Annotated in this window: 17 protein-coding genes; 4 read left to right on the top strand and 13 right to left on the bottom strand. The window is 69.9% G+C overall.

Annotation, left to right across the window (positions count from 1 at the left end; all coding sequences use genetic code 11):
- Positions 1–68 precede the first annotated feature (68 nt).
- From BEN78_02630 to BEN78_02615, 4 genes are all read right to left on the bottom strand, one after another.
- Positions 69–404, bottom strand: coding sequence for a BolA family transcriptional regulator (locus BEN78_02630; GenBank protein ID ASR42452.1), 336 nt, complete (start codon positions 402–404; stop codon positions 69–71).
- Between the two features lie 180 nt (positions 405–584).
- Positions 585–2,561, bottom strand: a complete 1,977-nt coding sequence (locus BEN78_02625; protein ASR42451.1) for an acetyl-CoA hydrolase — start codon at positions 2,559–2,561, stop codon at positions 585–587.
- Positions 2,562–2,724: 163 nt separating this feature from the next.
- Complete coding sequence (locus BEN78_02620) at positions 2,725–3,714, bottom strand: cation diffusion facilitator family transporter (protein ID ASR42450.1); 990 nt, start codon at positions 3,712–3,714, stop codon at positions 2,725–2,727.
- Complete coding sequence (locus tag BEN78_02615) at positions 3,711–4,172, bottom strand: hypothetical protein (protein ID ASR42449.1); 462 nt, start codon at positions 4,170–4,172, stop codon at positions 3,711–3,713. Before BEN78_02615 ends, BEN78_02620 begins: the two co-directional genes overlap by 4 nt.
- A gap of 215 nt (positions 4,173–4,387) precedes the next feature.
- Between BEN78_02615 and BEN78_02610 the strand changes: the two genes are divergently transcribed.
- Positions 4,388–6,547 carry a ferric-rhodotorulic acid/ferric-coprogen receptor FhuE gene (locus BEN78_02610; protein ID ASR42448.1) on the top strand — a complete coding sequence of 720 codons (2,160 nt, stop codon included), beginning with the start codon at positions 4,388–4,390 and terminating at the stop codon, positions 6,545–6,547.
- A 75-nt stretch (positions 6,548–6,622) separates the two neighbouring features.
- On the opposite strand, the gene BEN78_02605 is transcribed toward BEN78_02610, so the two are convergent.
- The 9 genes from BEN78_02605 to BEN78_02565 all read right to left on the bottom strand — a co-directional run bounded on the left by BEN78_02605 (position 6,623) and on the right by BEN78_02565 (position 13,928).
- Positions 6,623–7,180, bottom strand: coding sequence for a flavin reductase (locus BEN78_02605; GenBank protein ASR42447.1), 558 nt, complete (start codon positions 7,178–7,180; stop codon positions 6,623–6,625).
- A gap of 24 nt (positions 7,181–7,204) precedes the next feature.
- On the bottom strand, positions 7,205–8,740 hold the full coding sequence (locus tag BEN78_02600; GenBank protein ID ASR42446.1) for a hypothetical protein: 1,536 nt from the start codon (positions 8,738–8,740) through the stop codon (positions 7,205–7,207).
- 13 nt (positions 8,741–8,753) lie between these two features.
- Complete coding sequence (locus tag BEN78_02595) at positions 8,754–9,419, bottom strand: molybdenum ABC transporter ATP-binding protein (GenBank protein ASR42445.1); 666 nt, start codon at positions 9,417–9,419, stop codon at positions 8,754–8,756.
- On the bottom strand, positions 9,416–10,123 hold the full coding sequence (locus tag BEN78_02590) for a molybdate ABC transporter permease (GenBank protein ASR42444.1): 708 nt from the start codon (positions 10,121–10,123) through the stop codon (positions 9,416–9,418). The genes BEN78_02595 and BEN78_02590 overlap by 4 nt, the downstream gene beginning before the upstream one ends.
- A gap of 8 nt (positions 10,124–10,131) precedes the next feature.
- Positions 10,132–10,905, bottom strand: coding sequence for a molybdate ABC transporter substrate-binding protein (locus BEN78_02585; GenBank protein ASR44864.1), 774 nt, complete (start codon positions 10,903–10,905; stop codon positions 10,132–10,134).
- Between the two features lie 33 nt (positions 10,906–10,938).
- Positions 10,939–11,463 carry a hypothetical protein gene (locus tag BEN78_02580; protein ASR42443.1) on the bottom strand — a complete coding sequence of 175 codons (525 nt, stop codon included), beginning with the start codon at positions 11,461–11,463 and terminating at the stop codon, positions 10,939–10,941.
- 62 nt (positions 11,464–11,525) lie between these two features.
- Positions 11,526–12,389, bottom strand: coding sequence for an MBL fold metallo-hydrolase (locus tag BEN78_02575; GenBank protein ASR42442.1), 864 nt, complete (start codon positions 12,387–12,389; stop codon positions 11,526–11,528).
- 68 nt (positions 12,390–12,457) lie between these two features.
- Positions 12,458–13,267 carry an endonuclease gene (locus tag BEN78_02570; protein ASR44863.1) on the bottom strand — a complete coding sequence of 270 codons (810 nt, stop codon included), beginning with the start codon at positions 13,265–13,267 and terminating at the stop codon, positions 12,458–12,460.
- A gap of 43 nt (positions 13,268–13,310) precedes the next feature.
- Positions 13,311–13,928: a hypothetical protein gene (locus BEN78_02565; protein ASR42441.1), complete on the bottom strand. Its 618-nt coding sequence runs from the start codon at positions 13,926–13,928 to the stop codon at positions 13,311–13,313.
- Between the two features lie 226 nt (positions 13,929–14,154).
- On the opposite strand from BEN78_02565, the gene BEN78_02560 reads away from it, so the two are divergent.
- The 3 genes from BEN78_02560 to BEN78_02550 all read left to right on the top strand — a co-directional run bounded on the left by BEN78_02560 (position 14,155) and on the right by BEN78_02550 (position 19,347).
- Positions 14,155–15,159, top strand: a complete 1,005-nt coding sequence (locus BEN78_02560) for a type I glyceraldehyde-3-phosphate dehydrogenase (GenBank protein ID ASR42440.1) — start codon at positions 14,155–14,157, stop codon at positions 15,157–15,159.
- A gap of 115 nt (positions 15,160–15,274) precedes the next feature.
- The gene (locus BEN78_02555; GenBank protein ID ASR42439.1) at positions 15,275–17,998 is read left to right on the top strand and encodes a hypothetical protein; all 2,724 of its coding nucleotides are present in this window, start codon (positions 15,275–15,277) and stop codon (positions 17,996–17,998) included.
- Positions 17,995–19,347, top strand: coding sequence for a hypothetical protein (locus tag BEN78_02550; GenBank protein ASR42438.1), 1,353 nt, complete (start codon positions 17,995–17,997; stop codon positions 19,345–19,347). The genes BEN78_02555 and BEN78_02550 overlap by 4 nt, the downstream gene beginning before the upstream one ends.
- Positions 19,348–19,845 lie beyond the last annotated feature (498 nt).

Raw genomic sequence — 19,845 nt, 5'->3', positions numbered from 1 at the left:
CCAGCCCGATACCCAAAGGCCCGCGCAAGCGGGCCTTTTTTGCCCCAGTTTTTGGCGTGCGCCGTGCGTCAGGAGGATTTGTGTGCGGCCGCGTTCTTCAGGTCGTGCTTGCTACCGCCGCGGCAGGTCGGCGAGTCGGGCACTCGCGCCTCGGCCGCCCACTCCTCGGGCGTGAAGGTGTGCAGCGCGAGTGCGTGGATGCGTTGCATCTGCTCGCCCAGCGTGCGGTAGACGAGTTGGTGGCGCTGGATCGCGCGCTTGCCCGTGAACGTCTCGCTGACGATCACCGCCTTGTAGTGCGTTTCGAGCCCGCGGCTGTGCATATGGCTCTCGTCGTGCACCTCCAGGTGGCTCGGCTGCAGGGCGGCAAGGGCATCGCGCAGGTGGTCGGCTCGCGTGGTCATGGCATCGGTAGGGCAGGAGGGCAAGGGTCATGATGGTGGCGATGCGCGGCATTGCAATCCTTGGCGGCTGCACGAAGGGGCATGGCCCGTGCCCATCTTGGCCGGAGCGGCGGGCCGTCGGCGTTTCGGTGCCGGCAGGCCTGCACGGCGACTGTCCGCGTCGAAGGCTCGCCGGGCCGGTCAGCCGTCCGATGAAGGGGGCGCAGGATCGGCCGCCACCGTCCTGCGCAGCCCTAGTGCCAGCAGACGCGCAAGCAGTCGCTCCTGCAGGCCGCGGGGCGCGTCGAGGGCCATGCGTTGCAGCGCGGCGGTGTCGTCGCTGCGACCCTCGCGCAGCGCGGCGAGCACGGTGCGCAGCTTGCCCGTCCGGGTCGCGGAGGCCGATTTGAGCCAGGACAAGGCCTGCAACAGGCGCTGTTCGACGGCGTCGAAGTCGCTACCCAGCGGGTAGGCCGGCAGGGTGCCATCGCGGCGCAGCGGTGCCAGGGCATCGCGAAGACGCGTCGCGGTGTTGCGGCCCCAGGCCGACGGCCGGACGAAGCGGGGATCGAGTTTGCCGGCCGCACGGGCGTGTTCGAGCAGCGCGCTCTGGTGGTCGGCATCGGCCAAGCGCACCATGGTCCGTACGCAGTCCTCGTCGGTCGCACCGCGTACATCGGCGATGCCGTACTCGGTGATGTAGAGGTCGCGCAGGTGACGCGGGATCGTCGTGTGCCCGTACTGCCAGCGGATATTCGATTCACAGCGGCCGCCGGCCTCGCGCGTGGCGCGCAACAGCAGCGCCGAGCGCGCGTCGGGCAATGCGTGCGCCATCGCGACGAAGTTGTACTGCCCGCCCACACCCGAGACCACGCGGCCGTCGCCGAGGGCATCGGAGACCGCGGCGCCGAGCGCGGTCGCCATCATGCAGCTGTTGAAGAAGCGCGCGTCGCGGCGCTGCAGACGCTCGAGCCCTTCGTCGAGCCCGTAGAGTTCGTTGACCTCGCCCACACGCTTCATGCCGATGCCGCGCCGGGTGTCGTCGTCGAGCCCGCGCAGCCAAGCGTAGAAGTCCGGCGAGCCAAGGTAGAACGCGCCGTGCAGGAACTCGCCGTCGCGCTCGATCAGTTCCCGGTCCAGGGCGCTGGCGGTGCCGTCGTTGGCCCGCCGCATCAACGCGGCCTTGTCGACCACCTTGCGACGGATCACGCCGACCTCGACCAGGCGCTTGAACCCCTCGTTGATCATCTCGCTGCAGCCGTACAGGCCGGTCTCGAACGGGTCGAGTCCGCCGCAGGCCACGACGGTCGGATGCGTGATCAGGTCGGGATCGAGTGCGTGCAGCACCCGGCGGTAGGCCGCATTGTCGATGTGCCGCAACGCCAGCGCGTGGCAAAGCGCGTCGGCCAGCGCGCCGATGCCGATCTGCAGCGTGCCGCCGTCGCGGACCAGCGCGCTGGCGTAGAACCCGATCGCGTAGTCGGCATCGGAGACCGGCTGCCGCGGCAGGCCGAACAGGCGCGGGTAAGGGGGCGGTGGCGTCACGACGAGGTCGAAGAATCCGGCGTCGACCGCGGCGGTGCCGCCGAGCCACGGCAGTTCGGGATCGATCTCGGCCACCAGCAGCGGCCGCGGGTGGCCGGCGTGGACGAGGGCGTCGATGGTGTCGAAAGTCAGATCGGTGTTCGACGACAGCGACAGCCGGCTGCCGTCCTCGTTGGCCGCGACCTTCTGCACCAGCACGTTGACGCCGCGGTCGACGAGCGCGCGGGCGACATGGGTGTAGTTGAGGCTGGCGTACCGGCGCTGGGCCTGGGTGGAGCCCAGCATCGCGCCGGACTGCATGTAGAACTCCTCGACGCTGATGTGCGGCGGCAGCGCGTCGCGGCGTAGCGCCTGCACGTAGTCGAGCCGGACGAAGTCCTCGCCGAAGTGACGCTGCGCGAAGGGACCGAGGAAGCGCCCCTGCAGGTCGGCGCCGCCCGACGGCGGATCGAGTGACAGGGCGGTGTACAGGGTCAGCGGGCGCGACGGGTCCGCCACCGCAGCGGCGTACAGGGCGTTGAGCAGGCGGTGCGGCTTGCCGATGCCCAGCGGGGCGCCGATGTGCAGCGGGCCATCGACATGGGCGCGGATGCGGGCGACGGCGGCGTCGAGATCGTGGAGATGGGACGTCATGCCGGCAAGCCTACCGGACGCGCGGGTGGACGCGCAGCGCGGGGTGCCTCGCGATTACGCGTCCGAAAACCGGGACTGAGTGCCTGGTTCCTTCATCCAGCGTGATGGGCTGAGGGATGGCGCTCGAAATGGCACTCTGACCCCGGTTTTGGGGGGGGGGCCATCAGACGGACGGCGTGCGCGGCGGCTGCGCGGCAGTCGCAGTGACGTCGTCGATCCGCCAGTGGACGGCGCGGGCGGTCTCGCGCACTGCTTGTGCCATCGCCGTATCGAGGGTGCCATCCTCGGTCTCCACGAACACCACACCCGACAGCCGCAGGCCTTCCTCGTGGAAGCGCACGCGGCAGGCGCGCACGCCGTCGAGTGCGCAGACCGCTTCGCCGATCCGCGCGGGCAGCGGATCGTCGTCGCTGCGGTCGGCGTGCTGCGGACGGGCGTCGTGCATGTCGCGCACAGCGTTACGCAGGTTGCGCACGCCATCGCGCAGCACTTCAACGGCGATAAAGATGGCAGCTGCGGCGTCCGCCCACCACAGGCCGAAGCCGATGCCGAGCACGCCGGCGATGCCCGCGAGCGCGGTCATCCAGTCGGCCTTGTTCATGTCGGCGTCGGTGTAGAGCGGCTTGGATGACAGCGCGAGCGCGACCTTGAGCTTCATGCGGCCCAGGACCACCGGCGGGATCGCCGAGACCGCGAGCGCGGCGATCATCAGCCAGCCCTGCCAGACCACGGTGTCGCCGACGAGCACGGTCCCGACGACCGGATGCGCCCGCGTGATCAGCACATGCAGGCCGTCGAGCACCAGCAGGGCGCCCATGCCGGTCAACGCGACCGAGGACGCGAGGAAGGTGATGTCGAACGCGCGTTCGCGGCCGTTGATATAGGTGCGGTCGACGCCGCGGGCGCGAAAGCGCAGCGCGATCAGGAACGCGGCTGGCGGCAACAGGCTCAGCAGGTCCTCGGCCAGCGCGGTCTGCATCGCTTTCGAGCCGCCCATCGCGACGTACATCATCACTGACACCGCGCCAAGCAGACCGAGGGACCACCAGCACAGGCGGGCGGCGCGCTGGAGCTCGCGCTGCTGCGCCGGTCCGAGCGGGTCGGGCGCGCGTTCGACGGGCGGCGGGTGGGGACGGTTGGCGCCGGCGCTCATCGCAGTGTCCGTTCGCGGGCGTGGAGATAGCGGTCGACCGACAGCTGCCAGGCGTTCTCGGCGGGCGGCAATGCGAGTCGGCGTCGGGCGAAGCCGCCCTCTGGGCCGCGCAGCACGAACGCGCGCGACCAGCCGACATCCGTCCAAGGCGAGTCCTCGTCATGTCCGCCGGCGACCAGATGCAAACGATTGTCGAGCAGGGCGGTCATCAGTTGGTCGTGCCCGCCCTCGACCCACTCGATCGTGTAGCCGTGTTCCTGCGCGAAGGCCTGGACAAGTTCGACTTCGGTCCCGCTCGGCGCCTGGCCGGCCCGCACTTCGACGAATGGCGGGTCGTGACTGACGCCGACGCGCATGGTCTGGCGCGCACGCTCGGTGCTGCCCTCGGTATCGCGCGGATAGCCATCGCAGGCGGTCAGCGACAAGAGCAGGAGGGCGAGCCAGAGACGGATGAACATGGGCGGCGTTATCGGCCAGCCGATGTGCAGGCACCGTCGTGGACACGCCATCCAGAACCGGGGTCAGAGTGCAATTTCGAGCGAACGGCATCGGAAATTGCACTCTGACCCCGGCTTCGGGTGGCGGGATTGAGTGAGAATCGTTAGCATTCTCGTACTGGCGCGATGCGGGTGTGTCGCGCGGCCCCCTCTCCGCCACCACCAGAAGATCCCCCATGCGCCGTCGTTCCCTGCGTCTTGCCTCTGCCCGGCGGGCACCGCTCGCCTGTGCGACCCTGGTCGCGCTGTCCTCCCTGGGGTTCGCGTCGGGCGCAATCGCCGATGACGCCGCGGACCGGGTCACCACGCTCGATGGCCTGCAGGTCAAGGGCGAGCGCGCCGAGGGCTATTCGGTCCGCCGGACGTCCGCCGGTACCCGCTTCGATCTGACCGCGCGCGAGATTCCGCAGTCGGTCAGCATCATCAGCCACGAGCGCATTGCCGACCAGAATCTCGACGACATCATCGACGTGCTGGCCAATACGACCGGCGTCAGCAGCACTCAGTCCGACAGCGAGCGCACCGAGTTCTATGCGCGCGGGTTCTACATCGACAGCTACCAGTTCGACGGGCTGCCGACGCAGATGGTGCAGAACTGGAGCTACGGCGACTCGGGGCTCGACCTGGCGCTGTACGACCGCGTCGAGATCGTGCGTGGGGCGACCGGCCTGCTCAGCGGCGCGGGCAATCCATCGGCCTCGGTCAACCTGGTCCGCAAGCATGCCGACAGCGCCGAGCTGACGGGCAGCGTGTCGCTCAACATCGGCGAGTGGGGCCGTAACCGCACGACCGTCGACGTGACGACACCGCTCAATGCCAGCGGCACCGTGCGCGCTCGCGCGATCGGCAGTTATCTCGAGACCGATGCGCAGATGGAGCGCTACAGCCAGCGCAAGCAGCTGGGCTATGTGGTGATCGATGCCGATCTCACGCCCGACACCCAGCTCAGCGTGGGCTACGACTACCAGCACAAGCGCGCCAACGGCGCGACCTGGGGCGGGTTCCCGATGCTGTATTCGGACGGCACTCGAACCCCGTACGGCCCATCGTTCAACGCCAACCCCGAGTGGACCTACTGGGACACCACCAGCAAGCGCGCGTTCGCGACCCTCACGCACGCCTTCGCCAGTGGCTGGAACCTGCGCGTCGGCGCCACCCACGACCGCACCAAGGCCAACGACAAGCTGTTCTACCCGGCCTACAACGACTGGGTCACCGGCGGCTCGCTGCTCGACCGCGACACCGGTGCGGGCGTGACGCCGTCAGCGGGCCTGTACAACACCGAGCGCCAGGTCGATGCGGTGGACGGCTATGTCGAAGGCCCCTTCCAACTGTTCGGCCGCGAGCATCAGGTGATGGGCGGCTTGAGCTACAACAAGCGCGACTTCGCCAACTATGGCGATTACCAGGGCGGCTGGGCACCGATCGTCTATCCGGACGAGCTCCGGAACTTCCCGCAGCCGATCTGGAACCCGCTGAGCCTCGCCAGCGAGGGCACCATCACCCAGAAGGCGGCCTACGCGGCCACGCGCCTGTCGCTGGCCGATCCGTTGAAGCTGATCGTCGGCGCGCGCTACACCGAGTGGGAGAGCGAGGGCGAACTGGCCGATCGCAGCCACACCTCGACCACGCCGTATGCCGGCCTGGTGTTCGAGATCAACGACACCTACTCGACCTACGCCAGCTACACCGAAATCTTCCAGCCGCAGGTCGCGCGCGACATCAACTACAACTATCTGGATCCGGTCGACGGCAAGAGTTACGAGCTCGGTGTCAAGGGCGCATGGTTCGACAACCGCTTGAATGCATCGTTCGCTGTATTCCGGATCGAGCAGGACAACGTGGCCCAGGTCACCACCACACCGATTCCGGGCCATCCGAACGAGTTCGCCTCCATCGCCGCGCGCGGCACCGTCAGCCGTGGCTTCGAGTTCGAGGTGAACGGCCAGTTGGCACCGGGCTGGAACGCGACGTTCGGTGCATCGCGCTACGTGGCCAAGGATATCAATGGCGCCGACATCAATACGCGCCTGCCGCAGTCCACGCTCAAGGCCTTCACCAGCTACACCCCGCGCAGCCTGCCGGCGCTGACCGTCGGCGGTGGTGTGAACTGGCAGAACCGCATCTACTACCCGGTGCCGGCCTACGACCTGCAGCTCGAGCAGAGCGGCTATGCGCTGGTCAACGCCTTCGTGCGGTACCAGTTGGGTCCGGAGTGGAGCGTGCAGGCCAACCTCAACAATCTGTTGGACAAGGAATACCTGGCGCAGGTCAACGGTTACGGCGCCTACGGCGAGAAACGCAATGGGCAGCTGACCTTCACCTACAGCTTCTGAGCCTGCCCGCAGGCACGCTGCCAGCGGTTGTGCGCACGGGCTGTCGCGACGACCGCGCCGCCCCGTGCGGCTACTTCACTGGTCGAGCATCTCCGGCCGGAACAGCACGCGCCGCGAGCGCGTCGGGCCGGCGATCATGAAGCGGCCATCGCCCCGGTAGTGCACGGTCCGCGGCCATACGGGCCGCGGCGCAACATGGGCGCGGACCACGCGCCAGACGAACAGCGGATAGTCGGCGGTGATCCGCGTCTCGTGCAGCCGGCACTCGAAGTTGGCATGGCACTCGGCGATCAACGGCGCCTCGACGTCGGTGGCCCCGTGCGCGGTCAGGCCGAAACGTTCGAACTTGTCGCCCTCGCGGCCGCTGCAGTTGCCGATGCCCACGACGGTGTCGAGCAGGGCATCGGTGGGGAGGTTGATCACGCATTCGCGGCTGCGCTTGGCCAGCGCGTGGCTGCGATTGGCCTGCCAGAGATAGGTGCCGACCAGGTCGTAGCCCAGCATCATGTGCCAGCCCAGCGTCATGATCCCACGCTCGCCGCCGTGGGCGGTCGACAGCAGCACGACCGGTCCCGGTTCCAGGTAGCGTCGGGTATGTTCGACCGGGACCGATTGCTTGCGTGGAGGACGCATCGGCGATGTCTTGGGGCGGGGCGCTCAGTGTGTGCGGCGCGCCGTCGGGGAGGCGTGACCGCGGCGCCATGTCGCCAGCACCAACGTCAGGGTCGCGAGCAGGCAGAGCAGGCCGAACACGTCGCCGACCCGCGTGTAGGGCGTCATGCCAGGTGAGCTGCGCGGCAACTCGGCCAGGAGCCGGGCGCCGGGCAGCGGCGCACTCGGCGCTTCGGCGACGAGCCGGCCCCAGCCATCGCTGACGCTCATCAGGCCTTCGCGCGCGGGACGAACAACCGCGTAGCCATTCTCCACCCCGCGTACCAGGGTCATGCGCGCGCCCATCCAGGCATCGACATAGTCGAAGTCCCAGGCCGGCACCAGCATCAGCCCCACGGCATCGCGACCGTAGCGGCGGCCGACGCTGGCGAAGTGCATGTCCTTGCAGATCGCAAGGCCGGTCCGCAGGCCGTCGATCTCCTGCACCGCGATTTCGCTGCCGTGGCGGTAGCCCTGGCGGCGTTCGGGCGGCGCCAGCCGCAACTTCTCGTAGTCCTGGCGCAGTTGTCCTTCGGGGTCGAACAGCCAGGCCTGGTTGCGTGGCGCGCGGCCGTCGTCGATCCCGACGCCCACTTCGAGCCACACGCCGTGCTGCCGCGCGAGCGCGGCGAAGTCGCGTTGCCAGACCGTCGCGGCTGCGGGCGCCAGGATGGCGGCCTTCTCCGGCAGCACGATCAACTCGGCACCGTCGTCGGCCAATTGCGTCACCAGGCGGGCGTAGCCCTCGCGGACTTCGGTCGCGACGGCCTCGGGCATGCGCGGCAGCACGAGGTCGTCGATCGATGCCAGGCCGATGCGCAGGTGGTCGCTGGCCTCCGGGGCAGCTTGCAGTCGTGCATTGCCGTAGCCGAACGCCGCCAGCGGCACGATTGCGGCCACGGCGAGCGCGAGGACGCGCTGCCGGGTAGGCCAGGAGGTCGCGAGCCACAAGGCGAGCCCGGACGCGGGCAGGCAGAGCACGAACAGCAGGGCCGGGGTGCCTCCCAGCGCGGTGGTCTGCAGCATCGGCAGCCACTCGCTCTGGCTGTAGGCGGCGCTGCCCCACTGGCCGTCGGGCAGCTGTCGGCCCATGACCAGGTCGATGGAGGCCCAGGTCAGTGGATAGGCCAACACGGTCCACCAGCGGGCGAAGCGCAGCACGATCCGCCGCGCCAGCATGATCGCCAGCCACCAGCCCGCTGCGAACCCGCACACGGCGAGCGCCGCGAACGGGGCCGGCATCAGCATGCGCAGATAGCTGGCATAGGTCGTGGCCGCGACTAACGTGGCGATCACGACCGCCAGGTGCGCCAGCCCGCGGCGGCGCAGCGACAGCGCGAGCCACAGTGTCGGCACGGGGGCGAACCAGATCAGCCAGGCATTGGGCTCCGGCCCGATGGCCGAGCGCAGCAGCAGGCCGGCCGCCACCGCAAGCAGAACGACAACGATGGGACGATGAAGCAACGACGGAGTGCGCGACTGGAGCATGGATGCCGACACGAGATGCGGGAGCGGCAGAATGGCGATCCCGGGCGACAGCACGCAGTGCCGAAGGTCATCGATGCACGAACGCTTCGCCCACGCTGCGCGTTGTCGATGCGACCGGTCCGTCGAGCACATGCACGGTATCGGCCAGCCGCCTGACTTCGTCGGGGTGGTGACTGACGTAGAGCATCGGCAGTCGGACCTCGTCGCGGACGCGCTGCAGCCAGGGAATCAACTCCTCCCGGCGTGCCTGGTCGAGCGCCGACAGCGGCTCGTCGAACAGCAGCATCGCCGGCTGCGAGAGCAGGGCGCGGCCGATCGCGACGCGCTGCGCCTCACCGCCCGACAGATGTGCAGGGCGGCGCGCGAGCAGATGGCCGATGCCGAGGAGCTCGACCACGTCATCCAGCGCAATAGTCTGCGGACCCGTGTGGCGTCCGTAGCGCAGGTTGCGCTGGACATCCAGGTGCGGGAACAACCGGGCGTCCTGGAACACGTAGCCGACGCGTCGCCGATGCACCGGCAGGTCGATCCGGCGTGCGCTGTCGAACAGCACGCGACCATCGATCTCGATGCGTCCGGCGTAAGGGCGTACCAGGCCGGCAATCGCATTGAGCACACTGGTCTTGCCTGCGCCGGATGGCCCGGTCAGCGCGATCACGCGCTGATCGGCGTCGATGCGCACCTCGCGCGCGAAGTGGCCCAGGCGCAGCTGGATGTCGATCGCCAGGCTCATGCGTCGCGGTCTCCACGCTGGCGGCGGACCAGCCATTCAGAGGCCAGCAGCGCCGCGAGCGAGATCGCGATCGCGACCAGGGCCAAGCGCCAGATGCCGGCTTCGCCACCAGGCACCTGCAGCAGACCGTAGATCGCCGAGGACATGGTCTGCGTCTCGCCGGGGATGTTGGAGACGAAGGTGATCGTCGCGCCGAACTCGCCCAGCGCCTTGGCGAATGCGAGGACGGCGCCAGCCACCACGCCGGGCCAAGCCAGCGGCAACGTGATCGTCAGGAACACGCGCCACGGGCCGGCGCCGAGGGTTGCCGCGGCCTGCTCGAGCCGGCGGTCGACGTTATCGATCGACAAGCGGATCGTGCGCACCATTAGCGGAAAGCCCATCAGCGCGCTGGCGAGCGCGGCACCGGTCCAGCGGAACGCGACACTGACGCCAAACGTGCGTTCGAGCCACAGCCCGACCGGGCCATTGCCGCCTAGCACCACCAGCAGCGTGTAGCCGACCACGACCGGTGGCAGCACCAGCGGCAGATGCACCAGGGCGTCGAGCAATGCCTTGCCCGGAAAGCGCCGACGCGCCAGCAGCCAGGCGATCGCGATGCCGAGCGGCAGGCTGCCGAGCGCAGCCGCAGTGGCGACCTTGAGGCTCAGGCCGATCGCGACCAGTTCGTCGGGCGAGAAGGCATACCAGGCGGTGGGCGCCATCGTGCGGCTCAGCGGATCGTGAAACCGTGGCGGCGGAAGATCTCCGCCGCGGCGTCGCCGTCGAGCCAGCGCACGAACGCGTCGGCCTGGCGCGGTTGCGCACTGCCCGCCACCCGCGCGATCGGATAAATGATCTGTGGATGGCTGTCGGCCGGGAACGTCGCCAGCACCTTGACCCGCGGCTCGGCGCGCGCATCGCTCGCGTAGACCACGCCCAGCGGCGCCTCGCCGCGGGCAACCAGGGCGAGTGCTGCGCGCACGCTGTCGGACTCGGCGACGCGCGGGCGCAGCGCGTCCCAGGTGCCCAAGGACGCGAACGCGGCCTTGGCGTACTTGCCGGCCGGCACGCTGGCAGTGAGCGCCAGCGACAGGCGCCCGCGCGCGCCCAGCAGCGGCAGCAGGTCGCTGCCTGCATCCAGCGCGAACGGCTGCGCGGCGCTGCCGGCGGGTGCGATCAGCACCAGCCGGTTGCCCAGCAGGTCGCGCCGCGAGCCGGGGGCGATCAGTCCGCGCTCGGCTAGCCAGTCCATCCAGTCCAGATCGGCGGAGACGAACACGTCGGCCGGCGCGCGCTGCGCGATCTGGCGCGCCAGTGCCGAACTGGCCGCGTACGACACCCGCACCGGCTGGCCGGTCTGGCGCGCGTACTGGGCAGCGGCGGCATCGAGCGATTCCTTGAGGCTGGCGGCTGCGAACACGGTCAGCGGTGTCTGTGCGAACGCGGGCACGGCCGCGAACAGGAGCAGGGCGGGCAGCAGCCAGGCGCGGAGGCGGCGGGACAAGGCAGGCGTCATCGCAAGGCGTCCGATTCGGGATCAGGGGGCGGCGACCACGACGATGCGCTCGACCTGGCGCACGCTGCGCGCCGCGCGCGTGTCGCCAGCGATCACCAGCCGCAGCGGGCCGTGGGCCGCATCCAGCGGCCGGCCATCGCAGCGGTCGGCCAGCAGGAGGGTACGGCCACCGAGCGTGGGGTCGAGCTCGGCCAGCGAGATCAGCGCACGGTAGCCGTCGCGCGCGCTCACCAACACGTAGCGCGTCAGGTCTCCGCCACGCAGCGGAGCGACCGGCATCGCGCCGCTGGCCTGCAGCAATGCCGCCAGCGATACGCCTTCGCAACGGCGCGTGGTGCCATGGTCGTCGAACGCGACGTCATGGCGTTCCAGCGTCGCACGCGCCGCCTCGTCGAGCGGCACCACCTGGGGCGAGGCGACCGCGCTGGGCGGGGACGCCCGTCCGGCCCCTGCCTCCGTGGGGATCGCCTGAGCGCCGGCGCACAGGGGCAGCATCGACAGCAAGGTCGGCAGCACGCGATGTGGCAGGGGCATCATCGTGTCCATTCGTTATGTCCGAACGAGAATAACGAGGCTGCGGTGGTCGGTAAAGCGCAGCCCGGCCTTGGCTACAGCGTGTCGATCGGCAGCTTGAGATAGCGCACGCCGTTGGCTTCGGGTTCGGGCAGCGCTCCAGCGCGCAGATTGGTCTGCACTGCCGGCAGCAGCAGCGCCGGCATCGCCAGCGTCGCATCGCGCGCGGTACGCATCGCGACGAACGTGGCCTCGTCGATGCCGTCGCGGACGTGGATGTTCTCGCGCCGCTGGTGGCCGATCGTCGTCTCGCAGGCCACCGGGCGACCGCCGGGCCCGTAGTCGTGACAGACGAAGACGCGGGTGGTGTCGGGCAGGGTGAACAAGCGTTGGATCGAGCGGTACAGCGTCGCCGCATCGCCGCCCGGGAAATCGCAGCGGGCGGTGCCGCCGTCGGGCATGAACAGCGAGTCGCCGGTGAACAGCGCATCGCCGATCAGATACGCATTGCTGTCGCTGGTGTGCCCGGGCACGGGGATGGCCTGCGCGGTCATTTCGCCGATGGCGAACACGGTCTCAGGCGCGAACAGCCGGTCGAACTGCGACCCGTCCACCGGGAAGTGCTCGCCGAGATTGAAGATCGGGCGAAAGGTCTTCTGCACGTTGCGGATGCCCTCGCCGATCGCCAGGCACGCGTTGGGCAGTTGCCGGCGTAGCCAGTCCCCTGCCGACAGATGATCGGCGTGGGCATGGGTCTCCAGGATCCACTGCACGTCGAGGTCATGGCGGCGCACATGGTCGAGCAGATGGCCGGCCGACACCGTGGCGGTCCTCGCCGAGGCGGCGTCGAAGTCGAGCACCGGGTCGATGATCGCAGCCGCGCGCGAGCGCCGATCGCGGACGATATAGCTCCACGTGCTGCTGGCGGCGTGGAAGAACGGGGTGACCTCGGGCGGCATGAACGGCTCCTGCGGGCGGGCCAGACCACTGTAGGACCCCGCCGTGACGGGAAGGTTCGTGTAGCGATTCAGGGCGCTGTGGGCGCCAGGGCGGCATTGAGCAGCGTGCCCAGCCGGGCGCCGGCATCGCGCAGTTGCTGCTCGACGGTCGGCAGGTGGGTGCTCACGTAATCCTGGCCAAGCCGGCCACGCGCGGGATACACACCGGGTGCGACCGCGATGCGGCAGGCGGTCTCGGCCCAGTCCTGGGCGGGCGGTGGCAACACGCGTGCCGCGGGTGTAGGCGGCGGCAGCGTCGCTAGGTGCGTCAGCCAGTCGGCATCGCGGCGCCCGGCGCTGTTGAGCATGCCGCTGTCCCAGAACGCGTGCAGGTTGGTGCCGCGTCCGCGGTGGTTGATCTGGTGGGTGTTGCCGCCCTTGTCATGGGCGTAGCCGGCGTGCATCGGCTGATGCGCATCACCGACGAAGTGCACGACGAATTTCAGCGCGGTGATGCGCTCCGCGCGCGGGCGCGTGGTATCGGCCAGGATCGCGGTCTGGGCGACGATCGCCTCGACCACGCAATCGCCGTTTGGGCAGTCGCGTGTGGCCTGGTAGCGACAGCCCGACTCACCGATGTTGACGTAGTGCCATTTCGCCGAGCGGCGGCCCAGGTCCGGGTCGTGCTCACGCAGGGCATCGGCCCAGGAGGCAATGCCACCCAGGGTCGGGTCGGGTTCATCTGCGAGCAGCGCGTCGACTTGTGCCCGCGCCTGCGGAGTGAGGTCGCGCTCGGCGAGCTGGGCGACCAGCCGGTGGCCGAGTTGACCCCAGGCAAGTGCGGACGGGGAGGCCGCCGCGAGGGCGAGCAGACAGGACGACAGAACGAAACGGCGCATCCGATCCATTGTATCGGATGCGCCGCCTGTCGACCTCGATGGATCAGAACTTCAGCACGTACGCCGCGCCGTAGACCAGCGGGTCGATGTTCGCGGTGCCGAGCTTGGCGCCGTCCACGCGGACGTCGCTGTCGATGTCCATCCAGCGTGCGTCGACGCGGATGGCACCGTTGCCGACCTTGAAGTCGACGCCGACGTGCGCGGCCAGACCCCAGGAGTTGCTCAGCGCCAGGCGCGAACCGGCCAGTGCGCCGCGGGTTTCTTCATCGAAGAACGTGGTGTAGTTGACGCCGACGCCGACCAGCGGCGAGACGGTGCCGGCACCGTTGAAGTGGTACTGCAGGCTCACCGTCGGCGGCAGGTGCTTGGTGCTGCCGACCTGGCCGAGGCCTTCGATGTTGATGTCGTGGCGGAACGGGGTGGCGGCCAGCACTTCGACACCGAGGTTGTCGCGCACGAAGTACTCGACGGCGATCGTCGGACGGGTGCTGCTGCCGATCGACAGCGGCAAGGTGCCGTTGGCCAGCGTGCCGTTATCGGACTTGGGATTGACGTTGTGGGCACCGATCGCGACGGTCCACTCGCCAGCCGACTGGGCGGCGGCGGGGAGGGCGGGAACAGCGCAGGCGAGGGCAAGCAGGGCAATGGACAGCGGACGCATCGTGGCGGTCTCTTCGTGGGAACTGGCGCCAGTGTCCGCCGCTTAATAGGCGTGCGCCTTGATCCCGATCAACGCCATCGCAATCGTTCTGCGCTTGGGGCGCAGGGCAACGCGTGATCCGGCCTCGCGGTAGAATCGGCGGTGCTGTCTCCGATGCCGGCATCGCCGGCATGGCGTTCCTTCCCTTTCACGTGCCGCACCCGCGCGGCTGCAGGAGTCCGGATTCATGGCGATCAAGGTAGGCATCAACGGCTTCGGCCGCATCGGCCGCAACGTGCTGCGCTCTGCGGTGCAGAATTTCGACGGCGAGATCGAGATCGTCGCGATCAACGATCTGCTCGAGCCCGACTACCTGGCCTACATGCTGCAGTACGACTCGGTGCATGGCCGGTTCCAGGGCGAGGTGTCGGTCGACGGCGACACGCTGGTCGTCAACGGCCGGAAGATCCGTCTGACCCAGGAGCGCGATCCGGCAAACCTGAAGTGGGATGCGGTGGGCGCCGAGGTCGTGATCGAGTCGACCGGCCTGTTCCTCACCAAGGACACCGCGCAGAAGCACATCGATGCCGGTGCGAAGAAGGTCATCCTGTCGGCGCCGTCCAAGGACGACACGCCGATGTTCGTCTTCGGCGTCAACCATGAAAGCTACGCGGGCGAGGCGATCGTCTCCAATGCCTCGTGCACGACCAACTGTCTGGCGCCGCTGGCCAAGGTCATCCACGACAAGTGGGGCATCAAGCGCGGCCTGATGACCACGGTGCACGCGGCGACCGCGACCCAGAAGACCGTCGACGGCCCGTCCAACAAGGACTGGCGCGGCGGACGCGGCATCCTGGAGAACATCATCCCGTCCTCGACCGGCGCGGCCAAGGCGGTTGGCGTGGTGATCCCATCGCTCAACAAGAAGCTCACCGGCATGAGCTTCCGTGTGCCGACCTCGGACGTGTCGGTGGTCGACCTGACCGCCGAACTGGAAAAGCCGGCGACCTACGACGAGATCAAGGCCGAGATCAAGGCGCAGAGCGAAGGCGCGCTCAAGGGCGTGCTGGGCTACACCGAGGACAAGGTGGTGGCGACCGATTTCCGCGGCGATGCGCGCACGTCGATCTTCGATGCCGAGGCCGGCATCGCGCTCGACGCAACGTTCGTCAAGCTCGTGGCCTGGTACGACAACGAGTGGGGCTACTCCAACAAGTGCCTGGAACTGGCCCGGGTGGTTGCCGGCAAGTAAGCCGTCGCACGCCCATGCTCGACCCGAAGCCCCGCCTTGTGCGGGGCTTCTCGTTTTCGCGCCCGGCCGGGTAAGGTGCGCCCAGACGCGCCGTCGGCGCGGACGGATAGGCGCCATGGAAGCATTGCTCTTTCTGGGGGTCGCGCTGCTGGTCGCTGTGCCGATCATGTCGATCGTCGCGGTGGTGACGGTCTTCGACCTGCGTCGCCGGGTGACCGGGCTCGAGTCCCAGCTCGAAGTGCTGCAGGCGCGCGCGAGCGCAACGCCGGACGCGGCGTTCGATGCTGCCGAGCCCGAAGCGGGTTGGCAGGGCGATGTCTTTGACACCGCCGCTGGCCCCTGGGTCGATGACGGCCCGATCGCCGATCGAGGCGAGGCGTCGTCGTTGGCCGACCCCTGGCCGCCGCGGCCTGGCTCGGTGCCACCGCCGTTGCCGCCGGCGCCGCCGCGCGCGGCCTGGCGCGATGCCGACCCGGCGCCTGCTGCGTCCGAGACGGCGCCCGACCCCGTGCCGCGCTCGGCCGGGCCCGATCCGCTGGCGCGCGCGGCGCGCTGGGTGCGCGGCTGGTTCACCACCGGCAACGTGCCGGTGAAGATCGGCATGCTGGTGCTGTTTGCCGGCGTCGCCGCGCTGCTCAAGTACGCCAGCGATCAGGGCTGGGTGTCGGTGCCGGTGGAACTGCGGCTGGCCGCGGTTGCGGCCGCGGCGATCGGCGGTCTGGCGTTCGGCTGGCGCCGCCGCGACAGCCATCGCACGTTCGCGCTGAGCCTGCAAGGCGGCATGATCGGCATCCTGCTGCTCGTCGTGTTCGCCGCCTATCGGCTGTTCGGCATGCTGCCCGGTGGCGCTGCATTCGCCGCCAGCGTGGCGTTGGTCGCTGGTGCCGGCGTGCTGGCGGTACTGCAGAACGCCCGCGCGCTGGCGGTGTTCGCGGTGTTGGCCGGGTTCCTGGCGCCGATCTGGCTGTCGAGCGGCGGTGGCAGCCATGTCGCGCTGTTCGCGTATTACGCGGTGCTCAATGCTGCGATCCTGGGAATTGCCTGGTTCCGGGCATGGCGGGTGCTCAACCTGCTGGGCTTCGCCTTCACCTTCGGCATCGGCACGCTCTGGGGCGTGCTGCGCTACAGCCCCGGCGATTTCGCCACGACCCAGCCGTTCCTGGCGCTGTTCTTCGCCTTCTACCTGGCGATCCCGCTGCTTTATGCGCGGCGCCGGCCGCCGTCGCGGCGCGATGTCGTCGACGGCTGCCTGGTGTTCGGCACTCCGATGGTCGCGTTCTCGCTGCAGGCCGGCCTGTTGCAGGGGCGCACGTTTGCGCTCGCGTTGTGTGCGCTCGGCGTGGGCGCGGTCTATGCCGCACTGGCCTGGGCGCTGCTGCGGCGCCGCCGCGAAGCGGTACTCGGCCAGGCCTATGCGCTGCTCGCGGTCGGTTTCGCCACGCTGGCGGTGCCGCTGGCGCTGTCGGCGCGTGCGACCGCCTGCGTGTTCGCGCTCGAAGGCGCCGGGCTGGTCTGGCTGGGCCTGCGCCAGCACCGCCTGCTGCCGCAACTGTCCGGCGTGGGCCTGCAGTTGGCCGCAGCGGTGGCCTATGCGCTGGGGGCCACGGCCTGGCCGCGGCCGGTCGATCCGGTGTTCGCCAATGACGGTTTCGTCGGCGCGCTGCTGATCGCGCTGTCGGGCCTGGCGATCGCGGCCGCCTATCGGCAGGCTGGGCGCGTGCCGGTCGCCCGCATCGCCTATGTCTGGGCGTTGGCCTGGTGGCTGGGCGCCTGGATTCAGGAACTGACCCGCGCAGTGCCGTCGGCCTCGCTGCCCGACGCGCTGTTGGTGCTGGCCGTGGTCACCGGCTGGCTCGCCGCCGAGGTGCATCACCGCCGGCCCGACCCGGCACTGGGCGCGACGCTGTTCGCCGCGTTGCTGGTCGCCGCGCCGTTGGCGTTCTGGCAGATGCAGGCGCATGTGCAGCCGTTCGCCGGTTACGGCGCATCGGCCTGGGCGGCGTTCGCCGCGCTCGGCTTCCGCGGCCTGGTGTGCCTGCGCGCAGGCGAGGATCGCCTGGCGTGGGCCGCGCAACTGCTGTGGTGGCTGCTGTGGCCGCTGGTGCTGTCGCTGCTGCTGGGGCATGTCGCACACACGGCCGGGCTGGCCGGCGGCTGGTTGGCGGTCGCCATCGCCTTGCCGTGGTTGCTCGTCTCGGCGCTGTCGTTGTGGCGCTGGCCGTGGCTGGCGCAGCCGCTGGGCGAGCGCTTCGATCCGATCCGCACGGCGTTGCGCGGCGCGCTGCTGGGCGTGCTCGCGTTGTGGTGGCTGGTCGCGCTGGGCAACCCCGGCGACAGTGCGCCGTTGCCGTGGATCGTGCTGCTCAACCCGCTCGATCTCGCGCAACTCGGTGTGGTGCTGCTGCTCGCCCGCTGGCTGTGGTCGCCGGACGGCACCGGGCCGCAGCGCGCGCCGCGTGTTCCGCTGCTGTCGTTGCTGGCCTTCGTGCTGGTCACCGCGATCACCCTGCGCGCCGCGCATTACTGGGGCGGTGCGCCGTGGACTGCGCGTCTGGCCGGCAGCAGCCTGGCCCAGACCAGCCTGACGGTGGTCTGGAGCATCCTCGGCGTGCTGGGCTGGATCATCGGTTCGCGCCGCGGCCAGCGCGCGCTGTGGCTCGCCGGTGCGGTGTTGATGGCGGTGGTGCTGGCCAAGCTGGTGCTGATCGATCGCGGCCATCTCGGCAATCTGTGGGGCATCGGCTCGTTCATCGCTTACGGCCTGCTGTGCACGGTCGTGGGCTTCTTCGCGCCGGCGCCGCCGCGCGCCGTCGTGGCCCGCGAGGAGGTGTCCGCATGATCCGATTCCGTTCCGCCGTCGCTGTCTGTCTGTTCGGCGCATCCGCGATCGCCGCGGCGCACGCGGACTTCGCCGTGCAGTGGCCGCTGACGCTCGAGGACCCATCGGCGAGTGCCTATCGCGTCACGCTCACGCCCGAGGTCTACGCCCAGGTCTGGTCACCGTCGCTGCGCGACGTGGTCGTGGTCGATGGCGACGGCCGCCCGGTGCCGGCGGCCTTCGTCGACCCCGCGATGGCGCCGGCGACGCCGGCACCGCGCGAACTGCCGTGGTTTCCGCTGCCCGCCGACACCGGCCGCCGTGACGGCGACATTGCCGCGATCAGCGAGATCGCCGCCGACGGCAGCCTGCGACGCGTGCAGATGCGCACGTCGGGCGGTGAGGCCGCCGGTGCGTTCCTGGTCGATGCCAGTGCGATCGATGGGCCGTTGGCCGCGCTCGCGCTGCGCTGGGACGACACCCAGCCGCCGTTCGAGCAGGCCTACCGGGTGGAGGCGTCCGACGATCTGCGCCAGTGGCGCAGCGTGCAGGGCGAAGCCCGTGTGCTCGATCTGCGCCGCGACGCGCGACGGCTGGTCGAACGACGCATCGCGCTGCCCACGCCGGTCCATGCGCGCTATCTGCGGCTGACGCCGCTGCATGCAGCCGCGGAGCCGCTCCGCTTGCAGGCGGTCGAGGCCGAGTTGGTGCCGGTGCAGGCGCCGGCGGCCTGGCACTGGCAGGTGCCGGCACCGCAGCCCGCCGACGAGCGCGGCGCGATCGTGTATCGCAGCGATGGCCGTTTCCCGGTCGAGCGCATCGAGATCGCGCTGGCCGGCAACGGCACCGGGCGCTGGACGCTCGAGCGACGCGATGCCGACGATGCGCCCTGGCATACCGTCGCGCGCGATCACGTGGTGTTCCAGGCGGGCCGCGGTGCGGACCTGCGGCGATCGCCGCCGTTGGCGCTGTCGGCACAAGTCCGCGATCGCCAGTGGCGGTTGACGCAGGCCACCGCGGCGCCAGGCGCACCGCCGGCGCTGCGTCTGGGCTACCGCCCCGAGACCCTGGTGTTCGTTGCCGAGGGGCGTGCGCCTTATGCGCTGCAGGCCGGCAGCGCCCGCGCGGCGCGCACCGACGCGCCGGTGGCGCCGCTGCTCGATGCGCTGCGCGCCCAGCACGGCCCCGACTGGCGTCCGGCGAACGCCGTGCCCGGTGCGATGACGCCATTGGCCGGCGAGGCGGCGCTGCAGCCGGCGGCGCCGGCGCGCGATTGGAAGACCTGGACGCTGTGGGGCGTGCTGCTGCTCGGCGTGCTCGTGGTCGGCGGCTTCGCGCTGAGCCTGTTGCGCGGACGAAAGGACGTCTGAGGCCGCTGCGCCGCGTTTGCCTGTCCGCGAGGGCTGCGCCGACAATGCCCGGTGCGCACCGCGTCCCGGGGCTTCCCGTGACACGCGATTCCAAGGTCGCGATGCGGCAAAGCGCGCTCCTTTTCCTTCTTCTCTAGCGAGTCCAGTCCCCATGACCATCGTCCGCATGACCGACCTCGACCTCTCCGGAGAGCGCGTGCTGATCCGGCAGGGCGAGCCGGTCTGAGCGGACTGCCTTTCCGGCAGTCCGCGCGGCGAGCGCCCGGCCAGGGATGGCCGGGCAGGTGCATCCGAAGCCGCACTGCGACGCCATGGACGGCATGGCGCGATCCTTTTTCCTTCTTCTCAAGCGAGTCCAGTCCCCATGACCATCGTCCGCATGACCGACCTCGACCTTTCCGGAAAACGCGTGCTGATCCGGCAGGGCGAGCCGGTCTGAGCGGACTGCCTTTCCGGCAGTCCGCGCGGCGAGCGCCCGGCCAGGGATGGCCGGGCAGG

Origin of the sequence: Xanthomonas citri pv. mangiferaeindicae, from assembly GCA_002240395.1 — a bacterium.
GTDB classification, from domain to species: Bacteria; Pseudomonadota; Gammaproteobacteria; order Xanthomonadales; family Xanthomonadaceae; genus Luteimonas; species Luteimonas citri_A.
The sequence above is the reverse complement of the archived record's forward strand: the minus strand, read 5'-3'. Positions and strand labels throughout refer to the sequence as shown.